General features: G+C 30.7%; 21 protein-coding genes. 10 read left to right on the forward strand and 11 right to left on the reverse strand.

Features of this window, described 5'->3' with window-relative positions; genetic code table 11:
• Positions 1-285 precede the first annotated feature (285 nt).
• From MC378_RS05035 to MC378_RS05045, 3 genes are all read left to right on the forward strand, one after another.
• Complete coding sequence (locus tag MC378_RS05035; protein ID WP_242177632.1) at positions 286-1146, forward strand: outer membrane beta-barrel protein; 861 nt, start codon at positions 286-288, stop codon at positions 1144-1146.
• Positions 1147-1272: 126 nt separating this feature from the next.
• Entirely contained in the window at positions 1273-1884 is a 612-nt protein-coding gene (locus MC378_RS05040; RefSeq protein WP_242177633.1) for a DEAD/DEAH box helicase, read from the forward strand.
• 35 nt (positions 1885-1919) lie between these two features.
• On the forward strand, positions 1920-2546 hold the full coding sequence (locus MC378_RS05045) for a thiamine phosphate synthase (RefSeq protein WP_242177634.1): 627 nt from the start codon (positions 1920-1922) through the stop codon (positions 2544-2546).
• Between the two features lie 95 nt (positions 2547-2641).
• Here the strand turns inward: MC378_RS05045 and MC378_RS05050 are convergent, their stop codons facing one another.
• Positions 2642-3790, reverse strand: a complete 1149-nt coding sequence (locus tag MC378_RS05050) for an alpha/beta hydrolase-fold protein (RefSeq protein WP_242177635.1) — start codon at positions 3788-3790, stop codon at positions 2642-2644.
• Between the two features lie 181 nt (positions 3791-3971).
• On the opposite strand from MC378_RS05050, the gene MC378_RS05055 reads away from it, so the two are divergent.
• The 6 genes from MC378_RS05055 to MC378_RS05080 all read left to right on the forward strand — a co-directional run bounded on the left by MC378_RS05055 (position 3972) and on the right by MC378_RS05080 (position 8290).
• Entirely contained in the window at positions 3972-4307 is a 336-nt protein-coding gene (locus MC378_RS05055) for a cupin domain-containing protein (RefSeq protein ID WP_242177636.1), read from the forward strand.
• A gap of 203 nt (positions 4308-4510) precedes the next feature.
• Positions 4511-5095: a TetR/AcrR family transcriptional regulator gene (locus MC378_RS05060; RefSeq protein WP_242177637.1), complete on the forward strand. Its 585-nt coding sequence runs from the start codon at positions 4511-4513 to the stop codon at positions 5093-5095.
• Position 5096: 1 nt separating this feature from the next.
• Positions 5097-5762: an NAD(P)H-binding protein gene (locus MC378_RS05065; protein ID WP_242177638.1), complete on the forward strand. Its 666-nt coding sequence runs from the start codon at positions 5097-5099 to the stop codon at positions 5760-5762.
• 15 nt (positions 5763-5777) lie between these two features.
• Complete coding sequence (locus tag MC378_RS05070; RefSeq protein WP_242177639.1) at positions 5778-6410, forward strand: nitroreductase family protein; 633 nt, start codon at positions 5778-5780, stop codon at positions 6408-6410.
• 16 nt (positions 6411-6426) lie between these two features.
• On the forward strand, positions 6427-7587 hold the full coding sequence (locus tag MC378_RS05075) for an iron-containing alcohol dehydrogenase (RefSeq protein ID WP_242177640.1): 1161 nt from the start codon (positions 6427-6429) through the stop codon (positions 7585-7587).
• A gap of 25 nt (positions 7588-7612) precedes the next feature.
• The gene (locus tag MC378_RS05080) at positions 7613-8290 is read left to right on the forward strand and encodes a type 1 glutamine amidotransferase domain-containing protein (protein WP_242177641.1); all 678 of its coding nucleotides are present in this window, start codon (positions 7613-7615) and stop codon (positions 8288-8290) included.
• An 87-nt stretch (positions 8291-8377) separates the two neighbouring features.
• On the opposite strand, the gene MC378_RS05085 is transcribed toward MC378_RS05080, so the two are convergent.
• The 10 genes from MC378_RS05085 to MC378_RS05130 all read right to left on the reverse strand — a co-directional run bounded on the left by MC378_RS05085 (position 8378) and on the right by MC378_RS05130 (position 18955).
• Positions 8378-8569 (reverse strand): cold-shock protein, encoded by a 192-nt coding sequence (locus tag MC378_RS05085; protein WP_242177642.1) that lies wholly within the window; start codon positions 8567-8569, stop codon positions 8378-8380.
• 147 nt (positions 8570-8716) lie between these two features.
• Entirely contained in the window at positions 8717-10252 is a 1536-nt protein-coding gene (locus MC378_RS05090; protein ID WP_242177643.1) for an SDR family NAD(P)-dependent oxidoreductase, read from the reverse strand.
• Positions 10253-10257: 5 nt separating this feature from the next.
• Positions 10258-11598, reverse strand: a complete 1341-nt coding sequence (locus MC378_RS05095) for a DEAD/DEAH box helicase (RefSeq protein ID WP_242177644.1) — start codon at positions 11596-11598, stop codon at positions 10258-10260.
• Positions 11599-11747: 149 nt separating this feature from the next.
• The gene (locus tag MC378_RS05100) at positions 11748-12341 is read right to left on the reverse strand and encodes a DUF6515 family protein (RefSeq protein ID WP_242177645.1); all 594 of its coding nucleotides are present in this window, start codon (positions 12339-12341) and stop codon (positions 11748-11750) included.
• 316 nt (positions 12342-12657) lie between these two features.
• Positions 12658-13392: a LytR/AlgR family response regulator transcription factor gene (locus MC378_RS05105; protein ID WP_242177646.1), complete on the reverse strand. Its 735-nt coding sequence runs from the start codon at positions 13390-13392 to the stop codon at positions 12658-12660.
• Between the two features lie 3 nt (positions 13393-13395).
• A complete protein-coding gene (locus MC378_RS05110; protein ID WP_242177647.1) occupies positions 13396-14433 on the reverse strand; it encodes a sensor histidine kinase in 1038 nt (345 codons plus the stop codon).
• A 6-nt stretch (positions 14434-14439) separates the two neighbouring features.
• Positions 14440-15660, reverse strand: a complete 1221-nt coding sequence (locus MC378_RS05115) for an ABC transporter permease (RefSeq protein WP_242177648.1) — start codon at positions 15658-15660, stop codon at positions 14440-14442.
• Positions 15661-15662: 2 nt separating this feature from the next.
• Positions 15663-16406, reverse strand: a complete 744-nt coding sequence (locus MC378_RS05120; RefSeq protein WP_242177649.1) for an ABC transporter ATP-binding protein — start codon at positions 16404-16406, stop codon at positions 15663-15665.
• A 6-nt stretch (positions 16407-16412) separates the two neighbouring features.
• A complete protein-coding gene (locus MC378_RS05125) occupies positions 16413-17618 on the reverse strand; it encodes an efflux RND transporter periplasmic adaptor subunit (RefSeq protein ID WP_242177650.1) in 1206 nt (401 codons plus the stop codon).
• A gap of 11 nt (positions 17619-17629) precedes the next feature.
• A complete protein-coding gene (locus MC378_RS05130; protein ID WP_242177651.1) occupies positions 17630-18955 on the reverse strand; it encodes a TolC family protein in 1326 nt (441 codons plus the stop codon).
• A 366-nt stretch (positions 18956-19321) separates the two neighbouring features.
• Between MC378_RS05130 and MC378_RS05135 the strand changes: the two genes are divergently transcribed.
• Positions 19322-19618 carry a GIY-YIG nuclease family protein gene (locus MC378_RS05135; RefSeq protein ID WP_242177652.1) on the forward strand — a complete coding sequence of 99 codons (297 nt, stop codon included), beginning with the start codon at positions 19322-19324 and terminating at the stop codon, positions 19616-19618.
• Positions 19619-19947: the final 329 nt, after the last annotated feature.

Here is a 19947-nt window from a genome sequence, read left to right on the forward strand (position 1 = left end):
TTATTAAGTTATTTCTATATTTATAATAGTACACTTTTATCATTTTTTGTAAAACTTATTATATCTATAAAATATCAATCCTATTTTTTAAATAAATGTACATATTTTATCTTAAAAGATTTAACTTTATAGTCTCTAACTAACCTTACTAAAAAGTATATTTGCCGTCGATTTAATTGGGGGTATTATGAATATATTTCTATGTATTAAAAAATACTACTAGGGATATTCTATCACTCTATTTTAATCAACTTTATAAAATAAATCATTGAAAAATAATATATTATGAAACATTTAATTACAGTATTTACAGTTCTCTTCATCAGTTGTATTTCTTATGCACAACTTCAAGTATCATTGAGTTCTGGATACGCATTAGGTAGTGCAGGCATGAAATTAGGAGAAAAAGTGAATCCCTTAGAAACAAAAAATAGCTATGGGAGTTATGGTGAAGGAAGTAATGTACAGTTAAGAGGAACCTATTTTTTTAATGATTCATTTGGCTTAGATGTATCTCTTGGGTATTTAAGAGGAACAGATCAAACCGTTTCTAAAGTTACTTTAGCTTCTATGGAAGTAGATGCGGTTGCAAGAGCACGTGCTTTTGGAGCATCAGCTTCTGTAGTTTATCGATTTACAAATAATGTTTATGGACGATTTGGTGCTTTGATAAAGGTTGGAGGAAAAACAGAGGCAGTTGTGTACCAAAAATCGGTTTTTTCGCAAGCAGAAGCAGATCAAATAGGTGTACCCTTAGGCTCGTATTCTGAAACCAATTATATAGAAGATTTTCACGGTCAATTTCCTTTAGGTTTTGTAGCTGCTCTTGGTTATAAACATGAATTAAGTAGCAATTTTAGTATTTTTGTTGAAGCAGAATATTATGGAATTAGTTTAAAAAGAAAAGACTCTGAACTTTCTGAATTTAATACCGATGTTGTTTTACCCAATGGAAATGTAGCAGTAAGTGGCTTGTACTCTTTAAACAATTTACCTGTAGGTGTTTATAAGAAAACCACATATGTAGATGATTTGCCAAATAGTAATACAGATGGTTCTATCAAATTAGCTGAAAAAGTACCTTATTCTTCTTTCGGAATTAATTTTGGAATCACCTATCATTTTAAAAATTTAGGTAAAAAATAATTATTAGAAATAAGCGTACAAATTTTCTTTTCTAAAAAATACATGTAGATTTATCTTATCTAGTTGTATGCCGTTTTAATTGTACATTTGCGCACATTTTTATCCCATAATCATAGCTATATTACTATGCCTTTTAAAAAATTACACCCACATCTTAAAGAGCGGTTAACCTCTCTAGAAATTAACATTCCTACCCCTTTTCAAAGTAAAAGTATTCCTGTTATTAAAAGTGGTACCAACGTATTTTGTACTGCCCCAAAAGATGGAGGAAAAACAAGTACATTAGTTCTTACCACTTTACATAAATTAAAATGTGAAGAAGTAGGAAATGCTCCAAGGGCCATTGTTTTGGTAGCAAACAATGAAAAAGCATTAGAAACCAATGATGCCTTTTTACCTTATACAAGGTTTACAGATTTACGTGTGTATTTATGTGATGAAAAATCACATATTGATGTTCTTAAATCTGAAATATTTGAAGGAGTAGATATTTTAATTGGTACACCTAAAACTGTAAACAAATTGCTGTTGTTAGAAGGATTACCTACCTCTCAATTAAAAATATTTAATATAGATGATGCTGAGTTTTTAGTAGATAATGCATCCTATACTGCATTGGTAGCTATTACACAAAGTATTCAGAAATGTCAGTTTGTGATTTATTCTGAAAAAATGCATCCTATACTAAAACGTTTTGAATCTACTTTTATGGAATACGCTAAGACCGTGACTATTTAATATTTTTTAATTTGCAAATACCTTTATAAAAAACAATGGTTATCTCTAAACTACATTATATTTCTCTAGGAAACACACCAAAAGAGCATCTAGAAAATATTCAAAATGCCTGTTCTTATGGAGCAGAATTGGTACAGTTGTCATTAAAAGGACTAACGGAAGAGGAAGCTTTGGTATTAGCTAAAGAAGTCAGAGAAATTACGGCATATTTTCAAACAAGATTAATCATAAAAGATCATTATAAAATTGCCAAAGAGGTAAAAGCTGATGGTGTTCATTTAGGAAATGACAGTACTTGTCCTACTAAAGTAAGAACTTATTTATATACTTGGCAAATTATAGGAACAACAGCCAATACCTTACAAGATTGTCAATTATCTATATCTAAACAAGTAGATTATATCAGTCTAGGCCCATTTAGAAGAAATGCTACAAACCATTTAGGAATAGAAGGTTATACAAGCATTCTAAATACTTTAAATACCCAAACACCCATTATAGGTTTTGGAGGTATTACTACAGCAGATGTTCCACTTATTTTAGCTTGTGGAATTTCAGGTGTTGCTGTAGCACAAGAAATCACCAATGATTTTAATCGTATTAAAACTTTTAATCAATTGCTAAAAGCTTCTGCAACAGAAGAGCAACGTCATTCATTTTAAAGAAAATATATAATGCCAATGCTTAATTAAAGGCTGTTTTAAATATTAATAAGTGAAAAAAAGAAGCTCTACAATCTGTTTAAACAAGAATATTTTTAATAATAACTTTCTATCTCAAACTCAAATTTAGATTGTTTTTCAGGTTTAATAGTAATAGCTTTATAAGTTCCTTTTATTTGAGCTTCAGAATTCCAATTTCCTTTTGTAATTTTAAATTGAGCTGGACTTTTAAGATTTAACTTAATTTCTCTTTCAAAATCTGAAATTCTTTCCATTTTTATTTTTTTAGGATTCCAATTCCCTAAATTATTTTGATTTCCTGTTATGTAAATAGTATCATTTTTATTTAATACTTTAATTTTTATTGTAACTTTATATTCTTCTTTACTTAATTCTTTTTCTTGTAAATCAGAAATTCTTTTAAAGTAAAAATTAAGTCCTTTATTAAGACTTGGAGGAAAAGTATTCCAATGGGTATTTTCTGGAAATTCATTAATTTGAACTTTTAAATTATCATTCTTTAATGTTTGGTTAAAAAATTTGTATACTATATTTCTTGCTGGTTTCCATTCTTCCCAATATTTTATACCCTCATTTGCATTACTTAAATATAAATAGGTTGTTTTATCTATTTTAGAATAATCAAAATCAACAAGCTTATTGGCTAACTTGTTATTATCGTAAGCAAAATTTGGCGAAATAGCTATATAATTATTAAACAGATTAGGGTTTTTAATAAATGAATCTAAAATAAATGAAGCACTTAACGAATGTCCAACCGCTATTCTACTATTTAAGGTTCTATAATGAGAATCAATATATGGAATGATTTCTTTACTAACATAATTAAAGAAGTTCTCTGCATTTCCTGAGTATTTCCCGAATCTATCAATCGAATTTTTAGTTTTTAAAATTGGTAAAAGGTCGTTATTTCTTGAGTAATCAAGTTTTTCATTATAAGGAGAAGTTATACCAACTACAATAAAGGATTTGGTATTTAAAAATGAAACGATAGCGCTTGTATAATCAAAGAATTCTCTACTATGACTATCAAACACATAGATTACATTAAAAAATTCGTTTTTCCTCCAATCGTAATCAATTGGAGTATAAACTATAATTTCTCTTTCTTGCTTTAACTTTTTGGATTGTATTTTAATATTCTCGACCCTTGCAATACTTTGTCCTAATATTATGCTTGTACAAATCATCATTAAAATAGTGGATATGCTTTTTTTGATCATATTTTGTTTATTAATATTGGAAGTATTAGTAATACTATTTATTAGGTGAATTTAGCAAAATTTATTCAAAAAATAATTTAGAAATATTGTGGCATTTGTTTAGAAAGAAAAACTACTTTTATTGTACCTTATTATTGAACAAGTTAATTTATATATAATTACTAATTTAAGATTTATCATTATGCAAAAAGCATCTTTACTAAATAATATTACTTATAAAGAAAACAATAAACCAACAATTACAGTTTTATTTGAAACAGCCCATACCAAAGAAATTCGTATTGTAATGAAAGAAGGGCAGTTTATGAAAGAACATAAGGCACCTTTTCCAATCGTTATAGAAATTTTTGAAGGAGAGATAACCTTTGGTATTAATGGTGAAAAACAAGTGTTATCAAAAGGCGACATTATTTCCTTACAAGGAAATGTTCCTCATGATTTAACCTGTACTGTAGATTGCATCATTCGTTTATCTATTTCAGTTTTAGATCATGTAGATCGTGTAAATAAGGTTTAAACTACTTTTTTTTATTTTAAGTATTTGTTTTAATTACATTGGTTCATAAACAATTAAGTTTTTTAATTTTAATCGCTTTTACTTTCCTACATATATATTCTCTTCCCTATCGATTTTCTTTATAATAGTAATTAAAAATCTTATCAAAAAAAAAGAATGAACATTCATTTTTAACATAGCTTTGCCTCAGAATTTATGAAATCATGGCAAAACTTCAAAAAAGTATCGATAAACGTAATGCACTTGTTAAGGCAACCATAGAACTGGTTAATAATAATGGATTTCATGCGACGCCTATGAGTAAAATTGCTAAAATGGCTAAGGTCTCACCAGCAACGATTTATTTATACTTTGAAAACAAACAAGACTTAGTGAATCAAACGTATATAGATGTTAAGGCAGAATACACAAAATATGCATTTGCGAATTATGATCCTACAATGCCCATTAAAGAAGGTTTTGAAATGATATGGAAACGCATCGCTGATTTTAAACTCAAGGAATGCGAGTATGCTATGTTTTTAGCACAGTGTGATAATACTCCAATGATAGACGAGGAAAGCAGACAGGAAGGTATTAAGCACTTACAACCACTACTCGACCTTTGGGAACGTGGTAAAAAAGAAGGGGTTATAAAACCGATTTCTGATTATATATTATATGCTTATGCCATCAATCCGTTATCATTTTTAATGATGACTCAAAAAAGTGGGGCCTTTACATTAGATAAAACACATTTAGAAGAAGCTTATCAATCAGCTTGGAGCAGCATAAAAATGTGTAAATAACATGAAAAAAACAGCTATTATATTAGGTGCTTCTGGTTTAACGGGGGGGTTGGTGCTTCAAAAATTAATTGAAGATGAGCGTTACGATACCATTAAATTGTTTTCGCGTTCAAAAATGGAAGGTTTGCCAAATAAAGTCAAGCATTTTATTGGTGATCTTTTAGAGCTCAATCAATTTAAAACTGACTTTACAGCCGACGAAGTGTATTGTTGTATTGGTACCACAGCGAAAAAGACTCCAGATAAAACGCTTTATAAAAAAATAGATTTCGGAATTCCGCTTGCTGCCGCAAAGCTTTCCAAAGAAAATAACATCCCTACATTTTTAGTGATCTCAGCAATGGGAGCAAATAAAAATAGTACTGTTTTTTACAATAAGACGAAAGGAGAAATGGAACAAAAGGTCTTAGAGCAAAAGATTAAAAAAACATGGGTTTTAAGACCGTCTTTAATTGGTGGTGAAAGAAAAGAATCTAGACGATTAGAAAAAATAGGATTAGTAATTTTCAAAGTAATTCAACCTTTTTTCTTCGGTAAATTAAAAAAATATAAAATAGTGAACGCCAAAAACATAGCACAAGCTATGATATACTTGGCAAATACAAACTATTATGCTGATGTGATTATAACTTCAGAAAACATTCATAAATTAGGAAACAACGTTTAAGTATAAATTATAGATATGGAATTATTAGATAAATTAAATTGGAGGTATGCAGCCAAAGCAATGAACGGAAAAGCTGTATCAGAAGATAAAATTACACGTATTTTAGAAGCAGCACGTTTAGCACCAACCTCAAGTGGGTTACAACCTTTTGAAATTTTTGTAATTAAAAATAAAGAAATTAAAGAAAAAATAAAACCTATAGCTTGGAATCAATCTGTAATTACAGATTGTTCACATTTACTTGTATTTGCTGCTTGGGATACTTATACAGTAGATAGAATAAATTATATGTTTGATCTTACAAACAAAATTAGAGGTTTTGAAAATGAAGGATGGGAAAACTACCGCCAAATGTTATTAGGGATGTATCCACAAAGAGATCCAGAAGAAAACTTTAACCATGCTGCAAAACAAGCTTATATAGCTTTTGCAAATGCAATTACAGCAGCTGCTTACGAAAATGTAGATGCAACACCTTTAGAAGGATTTGATCCTGCTGCTGTTGATGAAATCCTAGGACTAAGAGAAAAAGGATTACGCAGTGCTGTTTTATTACCAATAGGATATAGAGCAGAAGACAAAGATTGGCTAGTAAACTTGGTAAAAGTTAGAAAGCCTATGGAAGATTTAGTAACTGTAATTGAATAATTAAGAATAAAAAAAAATGAACAATTTTGAATTTAAAAATCCAACCAAAATTATATTTGGAAAGGATACTATAGAAAAAATAGAAAACGAAATACCTAAAGACGCCAAAGTATTAATGCTTTATGGTGGTGGTAGTATAAAAAAGAATGGCATTTACGACCAAGTAAAAACAGCCTTAGCGAAAGTTGATGTTATTGAATTTGGTGGAATTCCTGCAAATCCAGAATACGCTAAGTTAATGGAAGCTTTAAAAATAATTAAAGACAAAAACATTACGTATTTATTAGCTGTTGGTGGTGGATCGGTAATAGATGGTACAAAATTTTTATCTGCTGCAGCTGTTTTTGAAGGAGAAACACCTTGGGATATTTTAACTAAAAACATTAGAACTGAAAAAGGAATGCCTTTTGGAACCGTTTTAACACTTCCTGCTACAGGATCTGAAATGAATTCTGGTGCCGTAATTACTAGAGCTGAAACTCAAGAGAAATTAGCTATGGGTGGACCTGGTTTATTTCCTGAATTCTCTATTCTAGATCCTCAAGTAATTACATCTATTCCGGAAAGACAATTAGCAAACGGATTAACAGATGCATTTACTCACGTTCTAGAACAATATATGACTTACCCCGTTGGAGCCTTATTACAAGATCGTTTTGCGGAAAGTATATTACAAACTCTAATTGAAGTTGCACCAAAAGTTCTAAAAGATCCTACAGATTATAATGCTGCCGCAAACTTTATGTGGAGTTGTACAATGGCATTAAATGGACTCATACAGAAAGGAGTACCAGGTGATTGGGCTATTCATTCGATGGGACACGAATTAACAGCAATGTTTGGTATTGACCACGCACGTACACTAGCGGTAATTGCACCAAGCCATTACAAATTTAATTTTGAAGCGAAGAAAGAAAAATTAGCACAATATGCTGAACGAGTTTGGAATGTTACCGAAGGTAGCACAGACGATAAGGCTTATGCTGCGATTGAAAAAACAACCGAGTTCTTTCACCAATTAGGTATCGATACAAAGTTATCTGATTACACTAAAGATTATGAAGGTACTGCTGAAAAAATAGCCAAACGATTTACTGACCGTGGATGGTTGGGATTAGGTGAACACCAAGACTTATCTCCAGATAAAGTAGAGAAAATAGTAAAAATGGCTTATTAAGTTAAAGAATCAAAAAAAGAAAAAAATGAACGTATTATTCGTATTAACATCTCACGATAAATTAGGAGATACAGGAAAGAAAACAGGATTTTGGGTTGAAGAATTTGCAAGTCCATATTACACCTTATTAGATAAAGGAGCAAAAATTACGATTGCAACTCCAAAAGGAGGTGCTGCACCATTAGATCCAAGTAGCGATTCGCCAGATGCGGCAACTGAAGCCACTGAGCGCTTTAACAAAGATGCTGATGCAAAAGATAAAATAGCAAACACTAAAGTATTAGCAGATATGAATCCAGATGATTTTGATGCGGTATTTTATCCAGGTGGTCATGGTCCTTTATGGGATTTAGCAAATGATACAACCTCTATTACTTTAATTGAAAAATTTAACAATCAAAACAAACCAATCGGTTTTGTATGTCATGCTCCTGCAGCTTTAAAAGATGTTAAAAATACAGATGGTACTCCTTTCGTTAAAGGGAAAAAAGTAACAGGATTTACAAATACAGAAGAAGCAGCTGTTGGACTTACGGATGTTGTTCCTTTTTTAGTACAAGATATGTTAACTAAAAATGGTGGAATCTATGCTAAAAAAGAGGATTGGTCTGCTTATGCAATACAGGATGGTAATCTAATTACGGGTCAAAATCCAGCTTCATCAGAATTCGTTGCTAAAAAATTATTAGAAAGCTTAAAATAAAATAGCTTACAAATAGAAGAAAAGATCGTTAATAAAAAAAAGCCCATCAATAATTGATGGGCTTTTATAAAACTTGAAGTATATTTTTTAGATCACTTTTACGTTCACTGCATTTAATCCTTTGTTTCCTTCTTGTAGGTCAAATTCTACATTGTCACCTTCATTGATTTCGTCGATTAAACCTGAAATGTGTACAAAATGATCTTTGTCTACTCCTTCTTCAGTGATAAATCCAAATCCTTTAGATTCATTGAAAAATTTTACTATTCCTTTATTCATTATTTTGTTATTAAATTTATAATACTAATTAATAAGCAAAGATGGTGCCATTTTTCTGATATACAATTATTTAATTGATATCATTTCTATTTATAAGCTATTTATCGTTAAAAATAGAATGATACCAGATCAAATTAATACTATATTTTACCAATCAATCGGGAAATAGTCTTTCAAAAATTTACCAGACCAGTGTTTTTCTGTATTGATACCATCAATTAATGGATCCATAACTCTAGCAGCACCATCTACAATATCTAAAGGAGGTTGAAAATCGTGTGTTTCTACTTTTTTCTTTGATAATTCTGCAGGGTCTTCATCTGTAACCCAACCTGTATCAACGGCATTCATATAAATACCTTTCTTGGCAAATGTAGATGCAGAAGTATGCGTTAACATATTTAAGGCTGCTTTTGCCATATTGGTATGCGGATGTCTGTCTACCTTTTTAAATCGATGGAACTTCCCTTCCATGGCAGTTACATTAATAATATGTTTTTTGCCTGTATTTTCTTTCATCATCAAGTTAGACAAACGATTACACAAAACAAATGGCGCTACAGCATTTACCAACTGTACTTCTACCATTTCTGTAGTTTCTATTTCGCCTAATTTTAAACGCCAACTATTGGTTTTTCTTAAATCTACTTGTTGTAAATCTGCATCTAATTCTCCTTCTGGAAAAACTTCTGCTGTTTGTAATGAATTATCAAAACTATACGGAATTTGGGATAATTCTGCCGAATTACGCAAACCAATTCCGGGTTCTGGTCCGTGCCAAGTTACAGGCAATACATTATTTTTATCTGTTTTAGAAGTAGACAGACTTAAGTCTGCTAATTCTTCTAAACAACTTGAATGATCTTTTAATAAAGTCTGCGCTAATTTAGGTAATTGATGTATCGGTTTCTTTTCATTTTCCATTAAATGGAAGTAAAATCCTGAAGGTCTTCTTACAGTTTGTGCAGCATTATTGATTAAAATATCTAATCGATCGTATTTTTGTTCTATATAATTACAGAAAATTTCAACACTTGGTATGTGTCTTAAATCGAGTCCATGAATGTGTAAACGATGACTCCAATCTTTATAATCTTCTTCTTTAGCAAAACGAATGGCAGAATCTGCAGGAAAACGTGTAGTTGCTACAACAGTTGCTCCAGAACGCAATAACATTAAAGTAATGTGATATCCTATTTTTAATCGAGAACCTGTGATAACCGCTACTTGTCCTTTTAAATCAGTTGTTTGAAAACGTTTCGCATAATTTAAATCGCCACATTCTTTACACATGGTATCATAAAAATGATGTAATTTGGTAAAAACGGCTTTACAAACGTAGCAGTTTCTTGGCGATTCTAATTCTGGTGTATCTTGATCTATTGCCGCTGCTCCTAATAATTTAGGAGCCACAAATAACGCAGCTTCACGCGCAGAACGAATTCCGGTAGATTTTCTAGCGTGTTTATCACCTTCAATCATTTTACGTTTTGCCGCTTTTTTAGCATCTTTTCTTCTACGTTGAAATTCATCACGATTTGGTCTTGATAACTCACCTGCAGCTTTAAAAAGTGCGACTCTTTGTTCTTCAGGAATTTCAAATAACCGATTGGTATCTTCTAATAAATTTTGTAATGTATTAATGCAAGACTCTATGTCTAAATTACGATTGTTTTTATCCATAGATCTTACTTCTTTTTTTTCTTTTTTAAGACCTCTTTCTTTTCTGTAGTTATATTATTTTCAACAATATAATTTGCTAAGATTTTATCTACCAATTCTTCTTTTGTTAAATGATGAAAAATCGTTTTTATTTTTGCTTTAAACTCTTCAGAAATCTCTCTATTGGGTTTTGTTTTAAAAATTTTCTTAGCCCATAAAAGGCCATTATTTTCTTCAATACTTTTAGCATCAGCCTTTTTAAAAGGTTTAAAAATAATGTCTAAAGCTTTTTCAAATTCGGGAATTTCTTCTTTTTCTTCTTGTTGAATGATTGTTAAAGAGAAGCCTTTTGCTCCTGCTCTAGCTGTACGCCCACTTCTATGAACATAGGCATCATAGGTGTCGGGTAAATGATAATTTACAACATAAGAAATTTCTTTTACATCAATACCACGAGCAGCTAAATCTGTAGCGACCAAAATATCAATGTGTCCTTCTCTAAACTGCCCCATAATTCGATCTCTAATACCTTGCGTTAAACTACCATGAAGTGCACCCGAAGAAAACTTATGAATGGCTAAATTTTTAGCCAATTTATTTACAGCTGCTTTTGTTTTACAAAAAATAATTCCGCGTTCTCCTTCTCTAGAATTTAAAAAATGAAGTAGAACATTTAGTTTTTCTATAGGCTCTACAACTACATATTGATGATCAATTCCCTGATGACCTACCGTTTCCATATCTGCTTCAATTTGAACCACATTTTTAGACATGTAATTATTTACCATTTGCTTAATGGTTCCTGGCATGGTTGCTGTAAACAATAAAGTTCTTCTTTTTTTGGGTATTTCTTTAATAATACTATCTAAACCTTCTTTTAGAGCACTAAGCATTTCATCTGCTTCATCTAAAATAAAATAACTACTATTTTTTATATTAATGGCTTTACGTTCTACTAAATCTGCCAAACGTCCAGGTGTTGCTACTACAATATGTGTTGTTGTTTTTAAACGTTCTATTTGTGGTTTTATAGGAATTCCTCCACATACTACCGCAATAGATATTTCTGGATTATATTTAGCAAAAGCTATCAAATTGCTATGGATTTGCTGTCCAAGTTCTCTTGTTGGAGCAAGAATAACAGCTTGAATATCAGTGTTTTCTATATCAATAAGTTGTAATAAAGGCAAACCAAAAGCAGCCGTTTTACCTGTACCGGTTTTTGCCAAAGCAACAATATCTTCTTTTTGGTTTAAAATTACTGGAATTACTTTTTCTTGAATATCTGTAGGCACAGATATTTGTAATTCTGTGATACTTTGTTGTAATTCTGTACTAATTCCTAAATCGGAAAAATGCTTTGACATAAAAATAATTTTGGCAAAGATACAGATACCATTTTCTAGAATTAAATAAATATGTGTATTTAATAATTACAAAAAGGAGGATTGTTATAAAAACACCCTCCTTTTCTACTTATAATAAATCAATCAACTCACTTTTTTTTAGCTTATTACTAATCTAATTCTATAATACCCACTACTTCATAAGCTCTGGTTCCGTTTACTTGTATTTTTTCGTATAAAATATTAGCATATTCGTAATATTTTTGACCATCGATAGTTACTTTTTCATAATCCTCTGGTAACTCATAAACAATCGTACCAATTTCTGGATCTATTACTTCATATTCATTATTTATCTGTACATAAAAGACACCATCTGCATGATAATAATTATAATTGTTAAAACGAATTCTTTTATAATTTCGAGGTAAAACATTAATTCTAAATCCTACTTTAGGTGCTATTACAATATAACGTCCTCTAGCATAAGTGTAATATTTATTATTTGCATAGTAATAGTTTTGTCCTTTATGTTTAATTGTTTTTCTATTAGGCACATTGCGAACTGAAACTATTTTTCGTGTAGGTTTTCTATAGGTTACTTTTGTACTAGAAACTCTTCTACTTGGAGTTGTTTTTTTTACTACGGTTGTTCTTTTTACTACTTTTTTGGTAGAAGCTCGTCTTGACTGTCCTGAAACCTGTGAAATAAAGGCTATCATTAATAAAGATGATAGTACCGATGTTCTAATTAGTGTTTTCATAATTCCTATTTTAAATTCAACTTATTATACTACTTAGACTTTAATAACAAATAATAGTTTAAAGGTATTTGTGTTAAAATTGTTAAAAAAACAAAATATATAAAGGCTAACATTCTATCTACAGATTGTAGAATTTAGTAGATTTTAACTATTAAAAAAGATAAAAATTTGATTGAAAATAGAAATCACTTATTATATTAAAGTATTTTTCTTATTTATTTCTAAGAAATAAAGTGAATACTTTTTTTAAAAATGAACCTTGAAACATCTAATTTTATCCTACTTATATAGAATATATAGTTGCATCTTTAAAACCTTAAGAATTTAGTGAATTATTATTTACAAATGCTAGGAATTTTGGTTTGTATTGCTCAGAAACGGTAATACGTTGATTGTTAATAATTATCTGACTGCGTTCTATAATATCAATATTTTTTAACGCTACAATAAAAGATCGATGCACTCGCATAAATTGAGTTTCAGGCAGTTCTTCTTCTAAAGACTTTAAACTCATGAGTGTTAAAATTGCTTTCGGATTGTCTTTTAACCATATTTTAATATAATCTTTTAAGCCTTCAAAATATAAAACATCTGCTAATTTGATACGTAATTGTTTGTATTCTGATTTTACAAAAAGAAATTCTTTTTCTTCAGAGAGAATGTTTTGCTTTTTTTCTTTTACCAATTCAAACCAAGTATTTGCTTTGTTAGCAGCAGCAAGAAACTCTGCATAATCAAAAGGCTTCAACAAATAATCTAAGGCTTCTACTTTAAAGCCTTCTAAAGCATATTGATCAAAAGCAGTGGTAAAAATAACCCGCGTTTCTTTTGGTAACATTTTTGAGAATTCGATGCCTGTTAAATCTGGCATTTGTATGTCTAAAAAGAGTAAATCTACAGGAGTCGTTTTTATAAATTCCATAGCTTCAATAGCACTACTACATTTTTTTTTAAGGACTAAAAAAGGCGTTTTTTCAACATAACTTTCTACTAAATTAAGTGCCATAGGTTCATCATCAACAATAACGCAACTTATCTTTATCTTGCTCATTTTTTAGTTGGTTTTAATTGTTAAGGTTACTAAAAAACAATCGTCTTTTAAACTGCTTTTAAACTTAAATCTATTTGGGTACAACAATTCTAAACGTTTTTCTAAGTTTTTAAGACCAATACCTGAACCACTTTTATCGTCTGTTTTCTTTGGGAAATTATTATTTTCGACAGTGAATAAAACGGTAGCATTATTACAAGACATGTTTATTTTTATCTGACTCTCCTTCGTAGCAGATACCCCGTGTTTAAAAGCATTTTCAATTAATGAAATAAATAATAAAGGTGCGATTTGTATACCGGTTTCTTCGGATGGAAAATTGCAGGTAACACTGGTTTTGTCTGATACACGTAATTTCATTAAATCAACATACTTTTTAAGAAAATCGATTTCTTTACTAAGTGGTACAATCTCTAAGTTTGTTTCGTACAGCATATATCGCATTAGCTTACTTAAACTATGTATAGATGATTTTGCTTGATCTGGAGAAACATCAACTAACGAATAAATATTATTTAAAGAATTAAAAAAGAAATGCGGTTGTAACTGGTAATGCAAATGTTGTAACTCTGATTTTAATTTAAAATTGATAGCTTCTTTACGTTCTGCTTCTGTTTTAACCCAACGTTTTGTAGATTTTAAAGCTATAGAAAAGAATAAAGGAGCCATATAAGATAGCATTTGTATATAGATAGCCATTTTAAACGGTGGTCCTACTCTATCATCTGTTTTGATGCGTTTTTTAATGATTTCCTTAAAAAAATTATCTTCTATGCTTTCTTTTAAAAATAAAAACGTAATAATAATTAAGACATTTATAACAATAAACAACGTCGTTTTTTTTGAAAAGAGAAATCGGTCTATGAGTACAAAATAATTAAAATAGAAGATTATAGCCGAAAATACTAAAGGAATCCAAAAATGAGCAATCACTCTATTGATCTCTTGTTCTTGACCATAAGATAATAAGTAAGGCAAGCAAAATAGCGTTAACCAAACTAATAAATGAGATAGAACTGTTATTTTTTGATTCTTATACATAATTTATTATTCGTAGCGTAAAGCAGTTATTGGATCTAAAGCCGATGCTTTTCTTGCAGGATACCAGCCAAAAAAGATACCTGTTACAGCACAAACAGCAAAAGAGATTACTATAGAGTATAATGATACACTTGTTGGCCAATTTAAGAATTTTTCGATAAAAACAGTAGACCCTAGCCCTAGAATTACACCTAAGAGTCCTCCTGTAATACTTATTAAAATTGCCTCTATTAAAAATTGCATTAAAATATCTGCCCCTTTACCTCCTACTGCCATTCGTAATCCAATTTCTTTGGTACGTTCTTTTACAGAAACATACATGATATTCATTATACCAATTCCTCCAATTAATAAAGAAATACTTGCAACTGCCACTAAAAGTAGGGTAAGCATTTCACTTGTAGAACTAAAGGTTGATATTAATTCTTCCATAGAACGTACATGAAAATCATCTTCATCAGCATTACTCAATTTATGTTGAGTGCGCAAAATTTCACTCACCTCTAAAACAGCATTCGGTGCATCTTCTTCACTCATTGCAGAAGCTACAATCTGATTTAAGTGATCAATAGCTAAAATACGTTTTTGAACTGTTGTATAGGGCGCAATTACCACATCATCTTGATCTTGCCCAAAAGTATTTTCTCCTTTTTCTTCTAAGACACCAATTACTTTAAACGGAATGTTATTAAAACGAATCATTTGTCCAACTGGATTCTGACCATCAGGAAACACATTATCTACAACAGTTTGACCAATTAAAGCTACTTTAGAAGCAGATTTCACTTCGGCATCTGTAAACATACTTCCACTTTGTAAATCAACTACCTTGATTTTTAAATAGTCCGGATTCACTCCATAAATAGAAGAAGGCCAGTTGTTGGAACCATTGATAACCTGTCCTCTACCATCTACCATTGGAGAACTATAACTTAAAAGAGTTGACTTTTCTCTAATAGCTTCAAAATCACTTAAGGTTAAAGATTCCATAACACTTGCTTCTTGTCTAACCCCTCCACGAGTATCTGAACCCGCTTTAATAGTAATCATATTAGATCCCATATTAGAAATAGAAGTACGAATACTTTCTTTTGATCCTTCTCCAATCGCCAGCATAGCAATTACAGAAGCTACACCAATGATAATCCCTAACATGGTTAGCAATGTTCTTGTTTTATTCAAAACAATAGCTTTAAAAGCGATTTTAAATAAATTTAATAGTCTCATAATTAATCGTCTTGTTTAGGCAATTTAGCTAATTCGTTTGCAGCAGATTGCACATTTGTATTTTGGTAATCTTCAATAATATTACCATCTTTTAACACTATAGTCCTACTACTAAAAGTTGCTATATCTGGTTCATGAGTTACAAAAGTGATGGTAATACCTTGTTTATTTAATTCTTGAAATAAAGACATGATTTCATATGAAGTACGTGTATCTAAATTTCCTGTAGCCTCATCTGCTAATATCATCACCGGATTATTGACCAATGACCTAGCAATAGCCACACGTTGTTGTTGCCCTCCAGAAAGTTGTGAAGGTGTATGGTGCAAACGTTCTCCTAATCCTACTTTTTCTAAAGCTTTGATGGCACGTTCTCTTCGCTCTTCTGTAGATACTTTACTATTGTATAGTAATGGTAGTTCTACGTTTTCAATAGCAGATGTTCTAGCTAATAAATTATAGGATTGAAAAATAAAACCAATCTTTTCATTTCTTATGGTTGCCAATTCATTTCTAGACAGATCTTTTATACTCACCCCATCAATTTCATAGTTCCCAGAACTAGGTTGATCTAAACATCCTAAAATATTTAACATGGTGCTTTTACCAGATCCACTAGATCCCATAATGGTTACAAATTCGCCTTCTTTAATATCAAACGAAATACCTCTTAGCGCGTGAACCGTTTCGGTTCCCATGGTAAATGATCGCTTTAAATTTTCTATTTTAATGATTTCTTTAGGCATACTTGTTTATTTTTTCTTGTTAGAACCCGGACGTTTAGGCATAAAAGGACTTTCGCTTTTAGTAGCTGAACTAACTCCTGAATTCGCAACTCCTTTTAAACTATATACTAGTTTTTCTCCTTCAGAAATACCACTTAATAATTGTACATTCACCCCATCGCTTGCTCCTAAAGTTACTGTTTTAGGAGTAATTTTTCCATTGCTTTCTAACACCCAAAGTGTTGATTTCTCTTTCAATGATTTGCGATTACTTTCTGGTAATTGATGTTGTAAATTATAAGCCATTAATGTTTCCATCTCAGGAGTAAAATTGATGGCTTTTGCCTGTACCGTTAACACATTATTTAACTCCAATGTATAAATAGAAATGGTTGCTGTTAAGCCTGGTTTTAGTTTTAAATCTGGATTATCTGCCTTAATAACAACCGTATAGGTTACTACATTTGAAGTAACTGTTGGGTCTAATCGTACTTGAGTTACGACACCTTCAAATGTTTCTCCGATATAAGCATCTACCGTAAACTCTACGCGTTGTCCTTCTTTTACTTGCCCTATATCAGCTTCATCTACATCAGCTTCTACTTGCATTTCTTTTAAATCTTGAGCAATGGTAAACAAAGTTGGTGTACTTAAACTAGCAGCAACGGTTTGACCTTCATCTATAGCTCTAGAGAGTACAACTCCGTTAATAGGAGAATAAATATTAGCATACCCTAAATTAGTTCTAGCTTTTTGAAGATCTGATAAACGCTGAGTTACAGTACCTTTTGCTGTTTGATAATTATAAGATGCTTCATCAAAATCGGACTGACTAATTACCTGACTATCAAACAAACTTTTTTGTCTATTATAAATTGTCTGCATGTAATTTCTTTGATTTACAGCATTGTCATAAACTGCTTGTGCTTGAGTATATGCTGCTTTTAAATTTGTTTTGTCTAATTCTGCAATTAGTTGGCCTTCTTTAACAATACTATTATAGTCTACATATATTTTTTCTACGACACCAGATACTTGTGTTCCTACTTCTACTTGTGTAATTGGTTCTATAGTACCCGTTGCTGTTACCATAGTTGTAACATCTGCCTTCGTTGCCGCTATTGTTTTGGCTTCTATAGTCATAGTTTCATCTCTATTTAAAAAGCTGTAGACTGCTACAATTAATAGTATGCCTACAATACTCACTATGATTGTTTTTATTTTATTTTTCATTTTGGTAAGAATTAAAGTTTAATGTTGTTTCCTTGATAGAATTGTAATAATTGATGATATAATATGGTAAGGTATTTTGCTTGAATATAATTTTGTTGTGCATTGGTATATGTATTTTGGCTGATCACCAAATCAGTGATACTTAATCCGCCCAATTCATATTTCTTTTGAGCTAACTTATAGGCTTGCCTTGCAGCTTCTTTAGAGGATTCTGATGCCACAAGTTGTTCTTGAGATGATACAACATTCTGATAAGCAGTTTCTACCTTTTTATAGACTTCTTTTATAATCGATTGCTGTTGTATTTCTGCTTTTTCTATATTATAACTTGCTGTTTTAACTGCAGATTTTGTTTGATTTCTATTAAATATCGGAATACTTAATGACAACCCTATTTTTTGATTAAAGTTTAAATCTAACTGATCTATAAAACTAGTACTATTAACACTTGTATACCCGGAACCAACACTTCCTGATAATGATAATGTTGGTAAAAAGCCTCCTTTTGCTATATCTAACTGTTGCGTACTAGCAGTTATATTTAACTTACTTGCTTCTACTTCTGGCAAATGTTTTAAGGCTTTGCTATAGATTTCTGTTTTATTTAACTCTAAATTAAGTAACTCTTTGTTTTCATCAATTGTTTGAATTTCTAACTCAGTAGTAGGTGGTAACTCTAATAATTGCTTTAAGGTAATGATGTACTGTTGATACTTGTTTTTTGCAGCAATTACAGTATATTTATTTGTTGCAGCTTGACTTTGCGCTTCACTGAAATCACTTAAAGTAATAGCACCTGCCTCTAAACGTGCTTTTGCTCTTTCTACTTGTTTTTCTGAAGCTATTAAATTATTTTCTGAAATAACAATGTCTTCTTTGCTAAACAGTGCTTGTAAATAAGACTCTAAAAGACTAATAATTATACTGTTCTTTGTTTCTTCTTCTAAAAGTGCACTTTGTTCTAATAATGTTTTACTCTGTTTGATTTGGTTGTTTATTTGATTCCCCTGAAATAAAGTTATAGCACTAGTAACTCCCAAGTTTGTACTATTAACTTGTTTGGTAACATAATCACTTGTTATGGGATCTATTGTATTTCCACTAGAAAAATTTTGAGATGCACTACCTATTAAATTAGGTAATCTAGATGATTTGGCCTTGTTGTAACTTACTGCTGCAATACTTTTATTTAAAGAAGCATCTTTTATTGTAATGTTATTTTCTATAACATAATTAAGACAATCTTCAAAAGACCATATTTTAGTAGCCGTTGTATTGTCTTGCCCAAATGCCAATTGCGCAAAAAGTAAACTTGTTAAGAAGATATATAATTTCATTTTTAAGTGTTTTTCTATTAACACTTCAAATGTGTAACTATAAGTCTTTATATAAAAAAAGAATAGACGTTTGGGGTAATTGCCTATACTAAAACCTTAATTTTATCGATGAGATTTTTGTAATGGTTGTGGAATTTTCATTGCGAGTGAAACGAAGCAATCTTACCACCGTCATTGCGAAGAATGAAGCAATCTGTTTATTAATTGTTACTACCTTTAAAAAGATTACTTCGTCCTAACGTCCTCGTAATGACACACTCGTCATTGCGAAGAATGAAGCAATCTCTTATAACATCCTGCTATCATTTATAAGGTTACTTCAGTCGTTCCTCCTTCGTAATGACGTAAAAATTACTATATTTAAAAATGAAAAAGTACCACGTATATTTCTTAACCAACAAAAATAATACTGTTTTATATATTGGTGTTACAAGTAATTTACTAAAACGTATTTATCAACATAAAACAAAAAAATATAAAGGATTTACTGCTAAATATAATTGTGATAAACTTGTTTATTTTGAAGAATTTGATGATATAAATTCTGCAATTTCTAGAGAAAAACAACTAAAAGCAGGAAACCGAAAACGTAAAAACGATTTGGTAAATTTAGAAAACCCAAATTGGAATGATTTGTCTGATGGTTGGTTATTTCAGTTCTAATTTAAGTGGAGAATGTCATTGCGAGTGGAAACGAAGCAATCTTACCTCCGTCATTGCGAGTGGAAACGAAGCAATCTGTATATTAGTTGTTACTACCTTTAAAAAGATTACTTCGTCCTAACGTCCTCGTAATGACACACGTCGTTGCGAACGTAGTGAAGCAATCTCACCTCCGTCATTGCGAAGAATGAAGCAATCTCTTTATTAATTGTTACTACTTTTTAAAAGATTACTTCGTCCTAACGTCCTCGTAATGATCTGTGTTAAAAACCTATTGTTTTTTGTTAAATTTTCATCTAATTACAGCAATATAAATTTTGATGATTTTC

Origin of the sequence: Polaribacter marinus (assembly GCF_022662535.1) — a bacterium.
GTDB classification, from domain to species: Bacteria; Bacteroidota; Bacteroidia; order Flavobacteriales; family Flavobacteriaceae; genus Polaribacter; species Polaribacter marinus.